Origin of the sequence: Roseomonas sp. USHLN139 (assembly GCF_037145735.1) — a bacterium.
Taxonomy (GTDB): Bacteria; Pseudomonadota; Alphaproteobacteria; order Acetobacterales; family Acetobacteraceae; genus Pseudoroseomonas.
Map to the genome: position 1 here is coordinate 379,294 of NZ_JBBCWY010000004.1, position 16,448 is coordinate 395,741.

The 16,448-nt window shown below is 73.5% G+C and carries 18 protein-coding genes; 8 read left to right on the forward strand and 10 right to left on the reverse strand.

The genetic code is table 11. From position 1 onward, the window contains the following. Positions 1 to 17 precede the first annotated feature (17 nt). The 6 genes from WFI16_RS14565 to WFI16_RS14590 all read left to right on the forward strand — a co-directional run bounded on the left by WFI16_RS14565 (position 18) and on the right by WFI16_RS14590 (position 5,069). Positions 18 to 1,019: a Bug family tripartite tricarboxylate transporter substrate binding protein gene (locus tag WFI16_RS14565; RefSeq protein WP_419898533.1), complete on the forward strand. Its 1,002-nt coding sequence runs from the start codon at positions 18 to 20 to the stop codon at positions 1,017 to 1,019. A gap of 94 nt (positions 1,020 to 1,113) precedes the next feature. Next, complete coding sequence (locus WFI16_RS14570; protein WP_419898534.1) at positions 1,114 to 1,986, forward strand: 2-keto-4-pentenoate hydratase; 873 nt, start codon at positions 1,114 to 1,116, stop codon at positions 1,984 to 1,986. Between the two features lie 173 nt (positions 1,987 to 2,159). Then, positions 2,160 to 2,936 carry an imidazole glycerol phosphate synthase subunit HisF gene (hisF, locus tag WFI16_RS14575; RefSeq protein WP_419898535.1) on the forward strand — a complete coding sequence of 259 codons (777 nt, stop codon included), beginning with the start codon at positions 2,160 to 2,162 and terminating at the stop codon, positions 2,934 to 2,936. After that, positions 2,937 to 3,587, forward strand: a complete 651-nt coding sequence (locus WFI16_RS14580) for a phosphoribosyl-ATP diphosphatase (protein WP_442970695.1) — start codon at positions 2,937 to 2,939, stop codon at positions 3,585 to 3,587. It begins immediately after the preceding gene. A gap of 172 nt (positions 3,588 to 3,759) precedes the next feature. Then, complete coding sequence (locus tag WFI16_RS14585; protein WP_419898536.1) at positions 3,760 to 4,158, forward strand: histidine triad nucleotide-binding protein; 399 nt, start codon at positions 3,760 to 3,762, stop codon at positions 4,156 to 4,158. A gap of 50 nt (positions 4,159 to 4,208) precedes the next feature. Continuing rightward, positions 4,209 to 5,069, forward strand: coding sequence for a SirB1 family protein (locus WFI16_RS14590; protein WP_419898537.1), 861 nt, complete (start codon positions 4,209 to 4,211; stop codon positions 5,067 to 5,069). Positions 5,070 to 5,115: 46 nt separating this feature from the next. Here the strand turns inward: WFI16_RS14590 and WFI16_RS14595 are convergent, their stop codons facing one another. From WFI16_RS14595 to WFI16_RS14635, 9 genes are all read right to left on the reverse strand, one after another. Beyond that, positions 5,116 to 6,177: an SH3 domain-containing protein gene (locus WFI16_RS14595; RefSeq protein WP_419898538.1), complete on the reverse strand. Its 1,062-nt coding sequence runs from the start codon at positions 6,175 to 6,177 to the stop codon at positions 5,116 to 5,118. A 77-nt stretch (positions 6,178 to 6,254) separates the two neighbouring features. Then, positions 6,255 to 6,641, reverse strand: coding sequence for a DsrE family protein (locus tag WFI16_RS14600; protein ID WP_419898539.1), 387 nt, complete (start codon positions 6,639 to 6,641; stop codon positions 6,255 to 6,257). Then, on the reverse strand, positions 6,638 to 7,474 hold the full coding sequence (locus tag WFI16_RS14605) for a HesA/MoeB/ThiF family protein (protein ID WP_442970697.1): 837 nt from the start codon (positions 7,472 to 7,474) through the stop codon (positions 6,638 to 6,640). Before WFI16_RS14605 ends, WFI16_RS14600 begins: the two co-directional genes overlap by 4 nt. A gap of 64 nt (positions 7,475 to 7,538) precedes the next feature. Further along, positions 7,539 to 7,991 carry a dUTP diphosphatase gene (gene dut, locus WFI16_RS14610; protein WP_419898541.1) on the reverse strand — a complete coding sequence of 151 codons (453 nt, stop codon included), beginning with the start codon at positions 7,989 to 7,991 and terminating at the stop codon, positions 7,539 to 7,541. Beyond that, positions 7,988 to 9,205, reverse strand: a complete 1,218-nt coding sequence (gene coaBC, locus WFI16_RS14615; protein ID WP_419898613.1) for a bifunctional phosphopantothenoylcysteine decarboxylase/phosphopantothenate--cysteine ligase CoaBC — start codon at positions 9,203 to 9,205, stop codon at positions 7,988 to 7,990. The genes dut and coaBC overlap by 4 nt, the downstream gene beginning before the upstream one ends. A 7-nt stretch (positions 9,206 to 9,212) precedes the next feature. Continuing rightward, on the reverse strand, positions 9,213 to 9,950 hold the full coding sequence (locus tag WFI16_RS14620; protein ID WP_419898542.1) for a class I SAM-dependent methyltransferase: 738 nt from the start codon (positions 9,948 to 9,950) through the stop codon (positions 9,213 to 9,215). 98 nt (positions 9,951 to 10,048) lie between these two features. After that, the gene (gene murJ, locus WFI16_RS14625) at positions 10,049 to 11,581 is read right to left on the reverse strand and encodes a murein biosynthesis integral membrane protein MurJ (RefSeq protein WP_419898543.1); all 1,533 of its coding nucleotides are present in this window, start codon (positions 11,579 to 11,581) and stop codon (positions 10,049 to 10,051) included. Positions 11,582 to 11,646: 65 nt separating this feature from the next. Continuing rightward, positions 11,647 to 12,171, reverse strand: coding sequence for a protein-export chaperone SecB (gene secB / locus WFI16_RS14630; RefSeq protein ID WP_419898544.1), 525 nt, complete (start codon positions 12,169 to 12,171; stop codon positions 11,647 to 11,649). A 121-nt stretch (positions 12,172 to 12,292) separates the two neighbouring features. Next, entirely contained in the window at positions 12,293 to 12,862 is a 570-nt protein-coding gene (locus tag WFI16_RS14635) for a histidine phosphatase family protein (protein WP_419898545.1), read from the reverse strand. 158 nt (positions 12,863 to 13,020) lie between these two features. Between WFI16_RS14635 and WFI16_RS14640 the strand changes: the two genes are divergently transcribed. Beyond that, positions 13,021 to 13,692, forward strand: coding sequence for a Tim44/TimA family putative adaptor protein (locus tag WFI16_RS14640; protein WP_419898546.1), 672 nt, complete (start codon positions 13,021 to 13,023; stop codon positions 13,690 to 13,692). Positions 13,693 to 13,700: 8 nt separating this feature from the next. After that, positions 13,701 to 14,792 carry a murein transglycosylase A gene (mltA, locus tag WFI16_RS14645; protein ID WP_419898547.1) on the forward strand — a complete coding sequence of 364 codons (1,092 nt, stop codon included), beginning with the start codon at positions 13,701 to 13,703 and terminating at the stop codon, positions 14,790 to 14,792. A 51-nt stretch (positions 14,793 to 14,843) separates the two neighbouring features. Here the strand turns inward: mltA and WFI16_RS14650 are convergent, their stop codons facing one another. After that, entirely contained in the window at positions 14,844 to 16,436 is a 1,593-nt protein-coding gene (locus WFI16_RS14650; protein ID WP_419898548.1) for an ABC transporter substrate-binding protein, read from the reverse strand. Between the last annotated feature and the right edge of the window lie 12 nt (positions 16,437 to 16,448).

A 16,448-nucleotide genomic window follows, 5' to 3' on the forward strand; every position in this document is an offset into this window, starting at 1 on the left:
TTTGCCGGAAAGCCGCCATGACCGACCGCCCCCTCGGCCGCCGTCCGCTCGCCGGGCTTGCCGCCGCGACGCTCCTCCCGGCTTCCCCGGCGCGGGCGGAGCTGCCCGCGGCGCTGACGATCGTCGTCGCCTTCCCGCCGGGCGGCGCGCTGGACCTGCTGGCGCGCCTGCTGGCCGAGCGGCTGGCGCCGGTGCTGGGCCGGCCGGTCAGCGTCGAGAACCGCGCCGGCAATGGCGGCGTGCTGGGGGCCGAGGCGGTGGCGCGCGCCGCCCCGGATGGCGCCACCCTCGGCCTGCTGGGCCTGACCACCTGGACCGCCATGCCGGCGCTCTTCCCGCGGCTGCCCTTCGACCCGGCGCGCGACTTCACGCCGCTGACCCTGGTCTCGGCCGGGGCGCTGCTCTGCGTGGCCAATGCCGAGACCGCCGCGGCGCGCGGCTGGGACGATTTCCGCGCCCTGATCAGCTGGGCGCGGGCGCATCCGGGCAAGGTGAGCCTGGGCTCCTCGGGCCAGGGCACCGCCTCGCATCTCTGCCTCAGCGCGGTCAACCAGGCGACCGGGGCGGCGATCGCGCATGTGCCCTATCGCGGCGGCGGGCCGGCCATCCAGGACCTGCTAGCCGGCAAGATCGACCTGATGTTCGACGTCATGCCGGCGCTGCTGCCGCTGGTGCGCGAGGGCCGGCTGACGCCGCTGGCGGTGTCCTCGGCGCGGCCGCTGGCGACGCTGCCGGGGGTGCCGGGGATGGGCAGCTTCGCCGATCTCGGCCTCGGCGAACTCGACCTGGTGACCTGGAACGCCATGGCGGCGCCGGCCGGGCTGCCGGCGGCCGCGGCCGACCGGCTGCTGGCGGCGATCCGCCTGGCCGCCACCACGCCCGATTTCCGCGCGCGGCTGCGCTCGCTGGGCTACGAGGCGGTGGTCAGCGGGAGCCGCGGCGAGCTGGCGCGGCTGATCGAGCAGCAGCGCCCGGTCTGGCAGCGGCTGGCGGCGCTGGCCGGCGCCGCGCCGCCCTGAGGGCTGCACTGCCCTGAGGGCCGCGCCGAAAAAACCGCAGCCAGGGGCGGTGGCGGGGGGTTATCCTGCCTGCAACAGCCACGAGGAAACCCCGATGCGTCGCATCCTGCTCGCCGCCGTGCTCAGCCTCGGCGCCAGCCACAGCGTGCTGGCGGCCGACCCGCCGACCTGCCCGGATGCGGCGGCGATGCAGGCGATGGCGGCCTCGCTGCTGTCCAACGCCCCGGTGCAGGCCTTCACCGGCAATTTTTCCCTCGCCGACGGGCTCTGCGCGCAGGGCAAGCTGGTCCCGGCGATGAGCGCCAAGCTCGGTGCCGTGGTCGGCTGGAAGGTCGGGCTGACCAACGAGGCGGCGCAGAAGCGCTTCGGCACCACGCATCCGCTGGCGGCGCCGATCTACGAGGCGACGGTCCGGGCACGCTCGGGCGCCAGCCTGCCGGCCGCCTTCGGCGCCGTGCCGGTGGTCGAGGCCGACCTGATCGTCCGCGTCCGCGATGCCGGCATCAACCAGGCCGGCGACGACCATGTCGCCCTCCTGCGCCATATCGACCAGGTGATCCCCTTCATCGAGCTGCCCGATCTGGCGCTGGCCGAGATGCGGCAGATGAACGGGCCCAACCTGCTGGCGGTCGGCGTCGGCGCCCGGCTCGGCGTGGTGGGCGAGCCGATCACGCCCGAGGCCACGCCGGATTTCGCCGCCCGCCTGGGCAGCATGCGCGTCCGCCTGGCGACCGAGGAGAAGGAACTGGCGACGGCGCCGGGGACGGCGCTGCTCGGCCATCCGCTGAACGTCATCCCCTGGCTGGTGAAGGACCTGGCCAGCCGGGGCCTGGCGCTGAAGCCGGGCGACATGATCTCGCTGGGCGGCTTCTCGCCGGCGGTGCCGGCCGAGGCGGGGCGGACCTACACGACCACCTATACCGGCCTGCTGGAGCAGCCGGTCAGCGTCAGCGTGACGCTGCAATAGGCCGCAGGGCGGGAGCGGGGGGACGGCTTCGTTGCGCCGGGCGAATTTCCCGCCCGGCGCGGCCCGGGCGGTTTCTGCTCTTGACCGCTGCCTGATCCGGGCGCATCGCCCCGCTTTGATCCCCCAACGGCCTTCGCTGTGCCCGTCACCCCGGTCGAGAGGTGCCCGCCGCCATGCTTGCGCTCCGCGTCATCCCCTGTCTGGACGTCAAGGACGGCCGCGTCGTCAAGGGCGTGAACTTCGTGGCGCTGCGCGATGCCGGCGACCCGGTCGAGCAGGCCCGCGCCTATGACGCCGAGGGCGCCGACGAGATCACCTTCCTCGACATCGGCGCGACGCATGAGAACCGCGACACCATGTACGACGTGGTCTCGCGCACCGCGGCCGAGGTCTTCATCCCGCTGACCGTCGGCGGCGGCGTGCGCAGCGTCGAGGATGTCCGCAAGCTGCTGCTGGCCGGCGCCGACAAGGCCAGCATCAATTCCGCCGCGGTCAGCGATCCCGAGCTGGTGCAGCGCGCGGCGCAGGCCTTCGGCAGCCAGGCGATCGTCGTCGCCATCGACGCCCGCACCGTCGCCCCCGGCCGATGGGAGATCTTCACCCATGGCGGCCGCCGCGCGACGGGGATCGACGCGCTGGACTGGGCGACGCGGATGGAAAGCCTCGGCGCCGGTGAGCTGCTGGTGACCTCGATGGACCGCGACGGCACCAAGTCCGGCTTCGACCTCGACCTGCTGCGCGCGCTGCGCGCCCGGGTGCGGCTGCCGCTGGTGGCCTCGGGCGGCGTCGGCGAGACGCGGCATTTCATCGAGGGCGCGCAGGCCGGGGCCACCGGGCTGCTGGCCGCCAGCGTCTTCCACTATGGCGAGATGCGCATCGGCGAGGCCAAGGCGGCGCTGGCCGCGGCCGGGCTGCCGGTGCGCCCCGCTCCTCTGGCGAAGGTGGCCTGAATGGCGAAGCTGGCGAAGAAGAAGGCGGCCAAGGCTGCGACCAAGAAGAAGGCGGTGACGGGGGCCGCCAAGGGGGCCGCCAAGGGGGCCGGGACGGCCGCGACCGCCGCCCTGGCGGAGACCGCGCTACCGGCCGGCGCGGTGAAGCTGCGCGCCAAGGTGAAGCTGGCCAAGCCGAAGGCCAAGGCCGCGCTGCCGCTGCCCGCCGCCATCCCGGCCGGGGCGGCCGCGAAGAAGGCGACGCTGAAGGCCGAGGCGCGCCACCTGCGGCCGCTCTCGGTGCCGACCACCGGCGACATCGCCGTGCTGACCCGGCTGTGGGAGACGATCGAGGCGCGCCGCCTGTCCGGCGACACCACCCTGTCGCATTCCGCGCGGCTGATGGCGCGCGGCACCGACAAGGTCGCCCAGAAGCTGGGCGAGGAGGCGGTGGAATGCGTCATCGAGGCGATCCAGGGCAATCGCCGCGGCACCGTCATGGAAAGCGCCGACCTGGTCTATCACCTGCTGGTGCTCTGGGTGGATGCCGGCATCCGGCCGGAGGAGGTCTGGGCCGAGCTGGAGCGCCGCGAGGGCATCTCCGGCATCGCCGAGAAGGCGGCGCGGCCGAAGGGGATCCTCAAGGCGGCGGACACGACGAAGCTGCCCTGATCCCGGCGGCCCGGCGCGGGGCCGCTGGTCCGGCTGCCCTGGCCCCGCTTCCCTGGCCCCGCTGCCCTGGCCCCGCTGCCCTGGCCCGGCATTGCGCGGCGGCGCCGGGCCTCTAGTCTGGCGCTCCGGCCCGCGCCGCGCGGCCGCTGGGAAAGAACGCCAGGAGCCCGCCATGCCCGTATCCGGTCTGCCGCCCTATGACGACGGCAATATCTTCGCCCGCATCCTGCGCGGCGAGATCCCGGCCCGGAAGGTCTTCGAGGACGCGCATGCGCTCGCCTTCCACGACATCGCGCCGCAGGCCCCGGTGCATGTGCTGGTGATCCCGAAGGGCCGCTATGTCTCGGTCGCCGACTTCTCCACCCAGGCGAGCGCCGAGGAGGTCGCCGGCTTCTGGCGTGCCGTCGGCCAGGTGGCAAAGCAGCTCGGCCTCGAAGGGCAGGGCTTCCGGGTGCTGACCAACATGGGCGCCGATGGCGGCCAGGAAGTGCCGCATTTCCACGTCCATATCTTCGGCGGCAAGCGGCTGGGTGCCATGCTGGTGCAGCAGGACGCGGCGGAAGGGCGGTAAGCGCCCCGCCCGCCCTTGACCCGGCGGGCCGGCATCGCCACGACTCTGGCATGGCCGACCCCCTCTCCGAAGCCCGCGCCGCGCTCGAGGCCGCCGGCCAGCTGCCGGATGCCGAGCTCGACATCGCCGCCACCGCCCTGCAGCTGGCGCGCATCGACGCGCCGGAGGCCGATTGGGGCGGCGGCGCGGCGCATCTCTCCGAGCTGGCACGCGCCGCGGTGGTCGCCGCCGCCGATGATCCGGCGGCGGATGCCGGCGATCCGCTGCGCCGCGCCGTGGTGCTGGCCTCGGTGATGCAGGACCGCTTCGGCTATGCCGGCGACCGCGAGACCTATGAGGCGCCGAGCAACGCCAACCTGCTGCGGGTGATCGAGCGGCGGCGCGGCCTGCCGGTGGCGCTCGGCCTGCTCTGGCTGCATGCCGCCGAGGCGGCCGGCTGGGCGGCGCACGGGCTGGATTTCCCCGGCCATTTCCTGATCGCGCTGGAAGGCCCCCCCGGCGGCCTGGGCGGCGGGGCGGTGGTCGATCCCTTCCATGGCGGCGGGCCGCTGCAGGCGCCGGAGCTGCGCGCCCTGCTGAAGGCCACGCAGGGGCCGCAGGCCGAGCTGCATCCGGGCATGCTGGGGCCGGTGGCGCGGCGCGACGTGCTGCTGCGGCTGCAGAACAACATCAAGCTGCGGCGGCTGCGCGCCGGCGACCTGGCCGGCGCCCTGGCCTGCACCGAGGACATGCTGCGCTTCGCCCCCGACACCGCGCCGCTGTGGCGCGAGGCGGCGCTGATGCACCAGCGGCTGGACCGGATCGGCGCCGCGCTGCAATGCCTGGACCGCTTCCTGGCCCTGGTGCCGGAGGGCGATGCGGCGGAGCGCGCCCGGGCGCTGGCGGTGGAGCTGCGCCAGCGCCTGCACTGAGCGGCCAGAGCGCGGCCCCGGCGGGGCCGCGCCAGCCGGTAAAGCCCTAGTTCACGTCCTCGGTGGCCGAGACGCCCCAGATGTCGCTGCGCTTGATGTAGCCGCGGTGGTCGGCGACCTGCACCTCGCACCAATGGCTCTCGGCGCGGCAATGGCGGATGCGGCCGACCACGCCGGGCATCAGCCGGGCGACGATGCTGCTGCCCTCGCCCTCGCTGCGGTGCAGGCTGCGCTCGGCGCCGCGCACCAGGAAGGTGCGGCGGCCGGCCAGCGTCGACTGATGCACCCAGCCCTCGGTGCCGTCGATGTCGCGGATGCGGCGCCACTGGTTGTATTCGCGGATGATCTCCACCGGCATGTCGCGCCGCTGGTAGGTCCATTCGATCGGGAAGCGGGTGTCCGGGCCGATCCGCAGGTTCACTTCGTCGCTGCGCAGCGAGACGAAGCGCGGCACCGGCAGGCCGGTCACCGTGCCGGTGGGCGGCGCGGCGTCGGTCGGCGGCGGCTCGGGCGGCGGGGTCGCCGGGGCGGCGGGGCGGCTGGCGGCGGCGGCCCCCGCGGCGGCGCCGGCCGCCGCCCCGGCCGCAGCCCCGGCGGCGGCGCGCGGCGGGCGCTTGGCCGGGGTCTGCGGCGCGGCCTGGGTCGGCGGTGTCGCCGGCGTGCGGGCGGCGGGCGGCGTGGCGGCGCGGGGCGGGGTGCGCGGCGGGGTCGCCTGGCGCGGCGCCTCCCGCGAGGGCGCCTCCCGCGAGGGCGCCTCCCGCGACGGCGCCTGGCCGGAGGGCGCGCGCAGCACGTTGCCGCCCTGGCTGGGCGCGGGTGCCGGGCTCGGCGCCGGGGCCCGCGCCGCGGGCGCGTCGTTGCGGGCCGGCGGCGGCGCGGCGCGCACCGCGCCCGGCGGCGCGCGCAGCACATTGCCGGAAGAACTGCCGGCGGCGGGCGGCGCGCCGCCGGGCGGGACGGGCGGTTGCAGCGTGCCGCCGGTGCCGCCCAGGCTCGATTGGGCGGCGACCGGACCGGCCGCCAGCAGCAGCGCCAGCAGCGAGGGCAGCAGGACCCGGCAGGCGGGGCGAGGCAGGAAATCCGGCGGGAAAGCAGGCAGCGCAGTCATGCGAAGATCACGACCGCAATGCGGCGCCCGGGTCAAGCCACGCCGCGCGGCCGATTGCCGCACTGCGACAAAAAGCCTCACAGCGACAGCAACTGGCCGTGGCCGACCGCGGTCAGGAAGGTGACGACGCCGGCCACCTCGACCCCTTCGGCCAGCGGCGCCTCCTCCAGCGATTCGGCGCGCAGCCCGGCCTCGCAGACGATGCGCCGCACGCCGAGATCGATCGCCGCGTCCAGCAGCGGCGCGATGCCGACCACGCCGCGCCGGGCCAGCAGGTCCTCGCGCGGGTCGGCGAGCAGCGGCGTCCGCTTCAGCAGCAGGTTGCAGCCGCCATTGGTGGCGAAGATCACCACCGGCCGGCCGATCGCGGCGGCCGCGGTGGCCAGCATCAGCGCGTAATGCCCGGCCTCGTGCCCGGCCGAGCGCAGCAGGATGCCCAGCGGAATACCCGGCGGAAGGCTCATGCGGCGCCCCCCATCGCGCAGACGGGGCCGGCCGGCACGCCGTGGCAGGACAGGTCGCGGATGCTGGGCGCGTCGCCGCAGAGCGCGCAATGCGGGTCGCGCTTCAGCTTCACCGTGCGGAAGCGGGCATCCAGCGCGTCCCAGAGCAGCAGCCGCCCGGCCATGCCCTCGCCGATGCCGAGGATCTCCTTCAGCACCTCGGTGGCCTGCAGCGTGCCCATGACGCCGGTGACGACGCCGAGCACGCCGGCCTCGGAGCAGCTCGGCACCAGGCCGGGCGGCGGCGGCTCGGGATGCAGGCAGCGCTGGCAGGGGAAGGCATGGCCCTGGTGCGACTTGAAGGTGGCGAGCTGCCCCTCGAAGCGCAGCACGGCGGCCGAGACCAGGGTGCGCCCCAGCAGGTGGCAGGCATCACCCAGCAGGAAGCGGGTCTCGAAATTGTCGGTGCCGTCGCAGACGATGTCGTATTGCGGGATCAGCTCGGCGGCGGCGGCGGCGTCGAGGCGGCGCTCATGCAGCTCCAGCCGGACCTCGGGGTTCAGGCCGCGCAGCGTCTCGGCGGCGCTGTCGACCTTGGCGCGGCCGATCCGGTTGGTGGCATGCACCACCTGGCGCTGCAGGTTGGACAGCTCCAGCCGGTCGTCATCGACCAGGCCGAGCGTGCCGATGCCGGCGGCGGCCAGGTAGAGCGCCAGCGGCGCGCCGAGCCCGCCGGCGCCGACCACCAGCACGCGCGCCGCGCGCAGCTTCGCCTGGCCCACCGCGCCGACTTCCTGCAGCAGGATGTGGCGGGAGTAGCGGTGCAGCTCCGAATCGGTGAAGTCGAGATCCATGCCGGTCATATGGGCGGGGCCGCCGCCGGCGCGCAATGCCGGCAGAGGGGGGCAGCCCCCCGGATCAACCCTGCGTGCCGGTGCTGCCGAAGCCGCCGGTGCCGCGCAGCGTCTCGGGCAGCGTCTCGACCTCGGCCCAGGCGGCGCGGAAGACAGGGGCCAGCACGCCCTGGGCGATGCGCATGCCGCGCTCGATCAGGAAGGGCGCGTCGCCGCCGTTCAGCACGATGATCTGCAGCTCGCCGCGGTAATCCTCGTCGATGGTGCCGGGGCTGTTGGGCAGCATGATGCCGTGCTTCAGCGCCAGGCCGGAGCGCGGGCGGATCTGCAGCTCATGCCCCTCGGGCAGCGCGATCTGCAGCCCGGTCGGGACGAGCGCGCGGCCGCCGGCCGGGATGGTCAGGGGCTCGTGCACAGCGGCCAGCAGGTCGAAGCCGGCGGCGCCGGCGGTGGCATAGGCCGGCAGCGGCAGGCCCTCGGCATGCGGCAGGCGGCGGACGGCGATGGTCAGGGTCATGCGGGATCCGTGGCAGTCTCGAAGGCGTCGGCGATGCGGGCGGCGAGGCGCCGGCCGACCTCGGTCTTGGGCAGTTTCGGCCAGTCCTCGACGCCATCGGCGCTGACGAGGTGGATGGTGTTCTCGGTCCCGCCGAAGACATCGGCGGAGACGTCATTGGCCAGGATCCAGTCGCAGCCCTTGCGCGCCAGCTTCTGGCGGGCGTGCTCGATGACGTGTTCCGTCTCGGCGGCGAAGCCCACCACCAGCCGCGGCCGGCGGGCATGGCGGGAGAGGGTCGCGAGGATGTCCGGGTTCAGCGCCAGCGCGAGCGGCGGCGGCGCCTCGCCGGGCTGCTTCTTCATTTTCTGGGGCGCGGCCTGGGCGACGCGCCAGTCGGCGACGGCGGCGGCACAGATGGCGATCTCGGCCGGCAGCGCGGCCTCGCAGGCGGCCAGCATCTGCTGCGCCGTCTCGACGCGGACGACCTGCACGCCCGCCGGATCGGGCAGGGACACCGGGCCGGAGACCAGCGTCACCCGCGCGCCCAGCGCGGCGAGGGCCGCCGCAATGGCATGGCCCTGCTGCCCGCTGGAGCGGTTGCTGATGTAGCGGACCGGGTCGATCGGCTCCTGGGTCGGGCCGCTGGTGACCAGGGCATGGCGGCCGGCCAGCGGCTGTGCATCCCTCGGCTGCGTCAGCATCGCGGCGATGACGTCAAAAACCTCCTCCGGCTCGGCGAGCCGGCCGGGGCCGGATTCGGCTTCGGCCATGGCGCCGGTGCCGGGGCCGATGCGGCGCACGCCGCGCGCCTCGAGCAGCGCCATGTTGGCCTGGGTCGCGGGGTGGCCCCACATCGCCCAGTTCATCGCCGGCGCCACCAGGACCGGCCTGTCGGTCGCCAGCAGCACCGTGCTGGCCAGGTCGTCGGCCAGGCCATGCGCCATCCTGGCCAGGAAATCGGCCGAGGCCGGGACCACGGCCACCATGTCCGCCATGCGGGCCAGGCGGATATGGCCGATCTCGGCCTCGCCGGCGAGCGACCAGAGGTCCTGGTGCACAGGCTCGCCGGCGATGGCCTGCACGGCATGCGGGGTGACGAAGCGGGCGCCGCCGGCGGTCAGCACCGGGGTGACCCGGGCGCCGGCCTTGCGCAGCAGCCGCATCAGCGCCAGCGCCTTGAAGGCCGAGACGCTGCCGCTGATCACCAGCAGCACATGCCGGCCCTGCAGCATCATGGCGTCAGAGCTTCCAGCCGGTGTGGATGGCGACGATGCCGCCGGAGAGGTTGCGGTAGCCCACCCGCTCGAAGCCCGCCGCCTCGAACATCGAGGCCAGCGTCGGCTGGTCGGGGAACATGCGGATGCTCTCGGCCAGGTACTGGTAGCTGTCGCCGTCCTGGGCGATGCGCTGGCCGATGGCGGGCAGCGCCTTGAACGACCAGGCGTCGTAGAGCGGCCGCAGCGCCGCCACCTCGAGCTTGGAGAATTCCAGCACATGCATCCGGCCGCCCGGCCGCAGCACGCGGAAGCCCTCGCGCAGGACGGCGTCCTTGTCGGTGCAGTTGCGCAGGCCGAAGGCCATCGAGACCTTCTCGACCGAGCGGCTGGGCAGCGGGATGTGCTCGGCGTCGCAGCAGACGAAGTCGAGGCCGGAGGCCAGGCCCTTCTGCAGCGCGCGGCCCTGGCCGACGCCCAGCATGGCGGCGTTGATATCGGCCAGGATCACCCGGCCGGCGCCGCGCTTCTTGGCCAGGAAGGCGACGTCGCCGGTGCCGGCGGCGAGGTCGAGCAGGGTGTCGCGCGGCCCGGCGCCGATGGCGGCGACGAAGGCCTGTTTCCAGGCGCGGTGCAGGCCCAGCGACATCAGGTCGTTCATCACGTCGTATTTGGGTGCGACGCTGTCGAACACCTCCCGCACCATGGACGCCTTGGCGTCGCGGGGGACTTCGCGGAAGCCGAAATCGGTGGTCTGGGTCATGGGGCGCAGCATAGCGCGGTGGCGCCACGGGAAAAGGCGCCCTGAACCGACAGAAAGAAGATGGGGGTCCGGGGGAATTCCTTCCCCCGGCCTTTCTTTCAGGCTTTCCGTCGCCGCCGCAGCAGTTCCATCGGCTTCAGCGCCCCGAGCAGCGCGGTCATGCCGAAGTAGACAGCGAGTCCCACGCCCACGAACCCCCCCAGCGCCAGCAGCCGCAGCAGCGAGCCCTCGGGGTGGATGACCTGCTCCAGCCCCAGCAGCGCCGCCGTCATCACCGCGCTGGCCAGGACCAGCCGCCAGAGGTTCCGGCGCAGCCGGCGGTCGGCGAAGAACTGGCCGCGGCGCCAGAGGATGAAGGCCAGCAGCCCGGCATTGACCCAGGCGGCCAGCGAGGTGGCCAGCGCGATGCCGACATGCGCCAGGAACTGGATCAGGGTCAGGCTGAGCGAGAGGTTCACCGCGACGACCAGGATGCCGATCTTCACCGGCGTGGCGGTGTCGGCGCGGGCGAAGAAGCCGGGGGCGAAGGCCTTGATCAGCACGAAGGCGGGCAGGCCGAGCGCATAGGCCTGCAACGCCTCGGCGGTGGCGAGCGCGGCCAGGGCGTCCATGGCGCCGCGCTGGAACAGCACCTGGACGATGGGGGTCGCCAGCACGATCAGGGCGGCGGCGGCCGGCAGGGTCAGGCCGAGCGAGAGCTCGACCGCGCGGTTCATGCTGCGATGGGCCGACAGCCGGTGGCCGGCGCGCAGCTGGCGCGAGAGGACGGGCAGCAGCGCGGTGCCGACGGCCGCCCCTACCACGCCGAGCGGCAGCTGCGCCACGCGGTCGGCATAGTTCAGCATGCTGACCGCGCCGGCCGGCAGCAGCGAGGCGATGAAGATGTCGATGGCGAGGCTGAGCTGGGTGACGCTGGCGCCGACCAGGCCGGGCAGCATGGTGCGCACCACCTGCCTCGTTTCCGGCGTGACGCGCGGCCAGGAGACCAGGCGGAAGCCGAAGCCGACCTTGCGCGCCGAGATCACCACCAGCGCCAGCTGCGCGACGCCGGACGCCATGGTGCCCCAGGCCAGGGCATGGGCGGGCGTCGCCACGAAGGGGGTCAGCGCGAAGAGCGAGGCGATGGCGAAGAGGTTGAACAGCAGCGGCGCGCCGGCCGCCATGGCGAAGCGGTCGACCGCGTTCAGCACGCCGCTGACCAGCGCGGTCAGGCAGATGAACAGCAGATAGGGGAAGGTGATGCGCGACAGCTCGACCACCAGCTCGAAGCGGTAGGGGTCGTCGGCCAGGCCCGGGGTCAGCACCCGCATCACCTGCGGCATGAAGACCATGCCGAGCACCACCAGCAGGCTGAGCCAGAGGGTCATCAGGGTCGACATGCGTTCGGCCAGCTCGCGCGCGCGCTTCGGGCCTTCCAGCGTCAGCAGGCCGGTGAAGGCGGGGACGAAGGCGGCGTTGAAGGCGCCCTCGCCGAACAGGCGGCGGAACAGGTTGGGCAGGCGCAGCGCGATGAAGAAGGCGTCGGCGACCGGCCCGGCGCCGAGCGTCGCCGCGATCGCCATGTCGCGCAGGAAGCCGAGGATGCGGCTGACGAAGGTCCAGCCGCCGATGGTCAGCACGTTGCGGAACATGGCCCTACCACAGACATGAAAAGGGCGGCGGGGCCATCCGGCCCGCGCCGCCCATCAGGACGACCTTACGCGTTGGCGACCGGCGGCGGCATGGTGTCGGCGCTGGTCTGGCCGCGGCGCGACTGCCAGAGCGCGACGAAGTCGATCGGCGTCAGCAGCACGGGCGGGAAGCCGCCGTCGCGGGTGACATCGGCCAGGATGTTGCGGGCGAAGGGGAAGAGCAGGCGCGGGCACTCGACCAGCAGCAGCGGCTCGACCAGGTTCGGCTCGACGTTCAGGGTGAAGATGCCGCAATAGACCAGCTCGGCGATGAAGGCGGTCTGGCTGGCGCCGTTCTGGCCGGGGACCTGGGCATCGGCGCGGATCTGCAGCGAGACCTCGAAGACATTGCCGCCCTGCTGCAGCGGGCGCGCCTGGACGTCGAGGGCCAGGTCGATGCGCGGCTGCTCGCGCAGCGTCGCGAAGATCTCCGGCGCGCCGGGCACCTCGAAGGACAGGTCCTTCGTGTACTGCATGTTCATCAGCAGCGGGCCGGGCGGCACCGCCCCGTTCGGAGCCTGGGCGTCGGGCGGCAGGGAAGTGTCGGACATGCGGGCCCCCAAAAGGCGGTTCGATTGCGCGGGTCGGTTGCGGGGGGCGGGGTAGCACGTCCCCCGCCGGCTGTCACAGGCCGATCGGCCGGCCAGGCCCCGCCCGGGCCGGCGCCGGGCTTCAGCCGTGCTTCCAGTTGATCTGCGCGGGCGGCGGGACGGTCGGGTCGCAGGCCAGCCACTGGCCGTTGCCGATCGACTGGCCGGTCATCGACAGGATGAAGCCCCAATGGGAGACGACGACGGTGTGCTGCCAGTCGGCCAGGGCGGACATCTCGGCGCAAAACAGCCGGGCGCGGGCCTGCACCTGGTCGGCCGGCTCCTCGACCGCCGGCCACCAGACCTCCTCGAGATGGTCGAGGTCGTGCTCGGGCCATTCCTGCCGCAGCTGCGTGCTGGGCGAGCCGATGTCGCAGGCGAAGGCATAGCGCTCGCGCACCAGCGGATGGATCAGCACCGGCAGGCCGAGCTTCTTGGCCAGCGGCGCCGCGGTCTGCAGGGCGCGGGTATAGGGGCTGGCGATGATGCGGCGGATCTCGGGGCCGGCGCCGGGGGCGGTCAGCGCCTCGGCGGCCTGCTCGGCCTGGTCGTGGCCGAGGCCGGTCAGCTTCGGATCCTTGATGCCGGGGTCGCGGCGGGTGGCGCTGAAATGCAGGTTGAACTCGCTCTGGCCGTGGCGCAGCAGGATCATCGCGAAACTCCGGTGGGGGGCGGCGCCTTGGGCCGTAGCGGAGCGTCCCATCGGCGGGCAAGCCGTGCAATAGAGGGGGCGCTGCGTCGCATCGTCGTGCGATGGGCCGTTGCGGCGAGGCCCCCCGCCTCCTAGATGTGCAACATGAGGAGAATGCAATGTCCGGCGGCTTCCCGGTCGATCTGATCCTGTTCGCCCTGGTGGCCGCCTTCCTGGTGCTGCGCCTGCGCAGCGTGCTGGGCCGCCGCCAGGGCTTCGAGCGCCCGCCGCAGGAGCGGCCGGTGCCCGGCCAGCCCATGCCCGGCCCGCGCCCGGCCGATGCGATGCAGCCGCCGGTGCCGGTGGCCGGCGGGCCGCGCCTGGCGCTGCCCGACCCGCGCAGCCCGGTGGGCCAGGCGCTGGGCCGCATCCGCGGCACCGATGCCGGCTTCGACCCGGCCGCCTTCCTGGGCGGGGCCGAGGGCGCCTTCCGCATGATCGTCACGGCCTTCGCCGCCGGCGACCGGGCGACGCTGCGCAACCTGCTGTCGGACGACACCTATGCCGGGTTCGAATCCGCCATCACCGCCCGCGAATCGGCCGGCGAGCGCCAGCGGACCGAGATTCGCTCGGTGCAGGAGATGGGCATCGAGGCGGCCGACCTGCGCGGCAGCACCGCCGACATCACCGTGCGCATCGTCTCCGACCAGCTGAACCTGACCACCGCCGCCGACGGCAATGTGGTGGCCGGCACCGAGGCGGTGACCGAGATCGTCGACCTCTGGACCTTCCAGCGCGACCTGCGCAGCACGGACCCGACCTGGAAGCTGGTCGCGACCCAGTCGGCCTGATCCGGCGCGTGAAGGGTCCGAAGGACATCCGGGCCAGGGGCGGCAGCGTCCCTGGCCTTTTCTGTGCCGGGCTGCTGGCGCTGCTGGCCGGCTGCGCCCAGGCGCCGCAAAAGGTCGCCGAGCTGCCCGGCTGGGGCGAGGACCGGCTCTCCGAGGCGCTGCCCGCCTTCCTGGCCGGCTGCCGCCCGCCGGCGCTGCCCGAGCCGCTCTGCGCCGAGGCGCGCGCCCTGCCGGCCGGCGACGACGCGGCGGCGCGCCGCTTCTTCGAGACCCGCTTCACCCTGCGCGCCGCCGGCGAGGGGCTGATGACCGGCTATTACGAGCCGGAGCTGCGCGGCGCGCTGGAGCGCCCGGCGACCGCCGACCCGGCGCCGCTGCGCGGCCGGCCGGCCGACCTGGTGGAGGTCGATCTCGGCGCCTTCTCCGGCGAGCTGCGCGGCAAGCGGGTGGCCGGAAAGGTCGAGGGCGGCCGGCTGGTGCCCTATCCGGATCGCGCGGCGATCGAGGCCGGCGGCAGCCCGGCCCCGATCCTGCTCTGGGCCGAGGAGGCGGCGGAAAAATTCTTCCTGCAGATCCAGGGCTCGGGGCGGGTGGTGCTGCCGGATGGCAGCGTGCGCCGGCTGGGCTATGCGGCGGCGAATGGCCGGGCCTATGTGCCGATCGGCCGGCTGCTGGCCGATCGCGGCGAGATCCCGCGGGCCAAGGTCTCGATGCAGAGCATCCTGGCCTGGCTGGAGCGCGTGGGGCCGGAGCGGGCGCGGGCGCTGATGGACGAGAATCCGTCCTATGTCTTCTTCCGCGAGCGCGCGGCGCGGCCGGAGGAAGGCCCGGTCGGCTCCCAGGGGGTGCCGCTGACGCCGCTGCGCTCGATCGCGGTGGACCGCAGCCATATCCCGCTGGGCCGGCCGGTCTGGATCGTGGCGAAGCATCCGGTGACGGGCGCGCCGCTGCGCCGGCTGGTGCTGGCGCAGGACACCGGCGGCGCCATCCGCGGCGAGGCGCGGGCCGACCTGTTCTGGGGCTGGGGCGAGGCGGCGCGCGAGGCGGCCGGCCTGATGAAGGAACGGGCCGAGGTCTTCGTCCTCGACCCCGCCAACTGACAAAAATAGAAGGGGGTCTGGGGGGATACCTCCCCCCAGCCTTGCTGCTCTTCAGCCGCGCCTGACGCTCCAGGGATAGGGCGCCGTGCCCTCGAGCACGCCGGTCAGGTCCTTGCGGAAGGCGGTCTTCACCGTGAACTGCCCGAGCGGCACGGTGGCGACCTCCTCCAGTCCGAGCCGCCCGAGCTCGGCCGCGGCCTTCTTCTGGCCGGCCTCGTCGGTGGCGAAGAGCCATTCCTCGGTCAGCGCCTCGGCCCGCTCGTTCTTCCACCAGCCGAACCAGCCGGCCTCGCCCTGGCCGCGGATCAGCGGCGACATGGCCGGGCTGCCGTAGAAGGCGGCCGGGCCGGTGGTGTGGAAGATCGACCAGCCGCCCTTGTCGGTGGCCTCGCGCGAGTTGCGGCGCTGGATGACGGTGCCCCAGTCGCTTTCCATCAGGTCGACATTCATGCCGATCTTGCCCAGCGCATCGGCCGAGACCTGGCCGAGCGGCCCGATATCGGGGAAGTCGGTCGGGTTGATGATGGTGACCTTCTGGTTGGCGTAGCCGGCCTCCTTCAGCATGGCGCGGGCCTTGTTCAGGTCGCCCGGCATCAGGTCGGCATGGTCGGCATAATAGGGGGTGCGCTTGGGGAAGATGCTGCGGCTGTCGGTCCAGGCGGCGGTGTCGTCGCCCTGCGCCGCGCGCATGTAGTTCTCCTGGATCACCGAGGCGAGCACGGCGCGGCGGATGCGCACGTCCTTGAACGGCTCCTGCAGGCAGTTCAGCCGGGCCAGCGCCAGGCGGCCGGCCTTGTCCAGCACCTCGCGGCGGATGTCGCGGTTGCGCGCCAGCATCGGCTGCAGGTCGACCTGCGGCCGCTCCCACCAGTCGATCTCGCCATTCATCAGGGCGCCGGCGGCGGTCGCCGCATCGGGGATGATCTGCCATTCGATGCGCTGGAAATGCGCGACCTTGGCCCCGGTCGCGAAGTCCGGCGCCTCCTGCCGCGGCACGTAGTCGGCGAATTTCTCGTAGGCGACGCGGCTGCCGGAATTGAACTCATTGGCCAGGAAGCGATAGGGGCCGGAGCCGATCATCTCCGGCACCTGCTTGGTGGCCTCGGTCTTCGCCAGCCGCTCGGGCATGATGAAGGCGCAGCCATCGGTCTTGCCCAGCGCCGAGGTCAGCAGCGGGAAGGGCCGCTTCAGCCGGATCTCGAAGCTGCGGTCGTCGACCACGCGCCATTCCTCGGCGACGCGGGCGACCAGCTGGCCGAAGGGGTCGCGCACCACCCAGCGCTGCAGGCTGGCCACGCAGTCGCGCGCCCGCACCGGCTCGCCGTCATGGAACTTCAGCCCGGGGCGCAGCGTGATGCGCCACAGCTTGCCGTCGTCGGAAATGGTGTGGCCCTCGGCCATCTGCGGCTGCGGCCGCAGCTGGCTGTCGAGCGAGTAGAGCGTGTCGAAGACGTAGTAGCCGTGGTTGCCGGTGACCGTCGCCGTGGTCCAGATCGGGTCGAGCGCGGTCAGATTGGCCTGCGGCACGAAGCGCAGCGTGCTGGCCCGGCTGTTCTGGCCAAGGGCGGGAGCGGCGAGCAGCGGGGCGGTGAGCAGGCCGAGGGTCGCGCCCGCGCCCCCCTTGAACAGACTGCGGCGAAGCATGGCAGATCCTCC

Excerpts from the sequence above, each read along its gene's own strand:
- WFI16_RS14565 (WP_419898533.1), top strand. The coding sequence starts at position 18 with ATGACCGACCGCCCCCTCGGCCGCCGTCCGCTCGCCGGGCTTGCCGCC.
- WFI16_RS14570 (WP_419898534.1), top strand. The coding sequence starts at position 1,114 with ATGCGTCGCATCCTGCTCGCCGCCGTGCTCAGCCTCGGCGCCAGCCAC.
- hisF (WP_419898535.1), top strand. The coding sequence starts at position 2,160 with ATGCTTGCGCTCCGCGTCATCCCCTGTCTGGACGTCAAGGACGGCCGC.
- WFI16_RS14580 (WP_442970695.1), top strand. The coding sequence starts at position 2,937 with ATGGCGAAGCTGGCGAAGAAGAAGGCGGCCAAGGCTGCGACCAAGAAG.
- WFI16_RS14585 (WP_419898536.1), top strand. The coding sequence starts at position 3,760 with ATGCCCGTATCCGGTCTGCCGCCCTATGACGACGGCAATATCTTCGCC.
- WFI16_RS14590 (WP_419898537.1), top strand. The coding sequence starts at position 4,209 with ATGGCCGACCCCCTCTCCGAAGCCCGCGCCGCGCTCGAGGCCGCCGGC.
- WFI16_RS14595 (WP_419898538.1), bottom strand. The coding sequence starts at position 6,177 with ATGACTGCGCTGCCTGCTTTCCCGCCGGATTTCCTGCCTCGCCCCGCC.
- WFI16_RS14600 (WP_419898539.1), bottom strand. The coding sequence starts at position 6,641 with ATGAGCCTTCCGCCGGGTATTCCGCTGGGCATCCTGCTGCGCTCGGCC.
- WFI16_RS14605 (WP_442970697.1), bottom strand. The coding sequence starts at position 7,474 with ATGGATCTCGACTTCACCGATTCGGAGCTGCACCGCTACTCCCGCCAC.
- dut (WP_419898541.1), bottom strand. The coding sequence starts at position 7,991 with ATGACCCTGACCATCGCCGTCCGCCGCCTGCCGCATGCCGAGGGCCTG.
- coaBC (WP_419898613.1), bottom strand. The coding sequence starts at position 9,205 with ATGCTGCAGGGCCGGCATGTGCTGCTGGTGATCAGCGGCAGCGTCTCG.
- WFI16_RS14620 (WP_419898542.1), bottom strand. The coding sequence starts at position 9,950 with ATGACCCAGACCACCGATTTCGGCTTCCGCGAAGTCCCCCGCGACGCC.
- murJ (WP_419898543.1), bottom strand. The coding sequence starts at position 11,581 with ATGTTCCGCAACGTGCTGACCATCGGCGGCTGGACCTTCGTCAGCCGC.
- secB (WP_419898544.1), bottom strand. The coding sequence starts at position 12,171 with ATGTCCGACACTTCCCTGCCGCCCGACGCCCAGGCTCCGAACGGGGCG.
- WFI16_RS14635 (WP_419898545.1), bottom strand. The coding sequence starts at position 12,862 with ATGATCCTGCTGCGCCACGGCCAGAGCGAGTTCAACCTGCATTTCAGC.
- WFI16_RS14640 (WP_419898546.1), top strand. The coding sequence starts at position 13,021 with ATGTCCGGCGGCTTCCCGGTCGATCTGATCCTGTTCGCCCTGGTGGCC.
- WFI16_RS14650 (WP_419898548.1), bottom strand. The coding sequence starts at position 16,436 with ATGCTTCGCCGCAGTCTGTTCAAGGGGGGCGCGGGCGCGACCCTCGGC.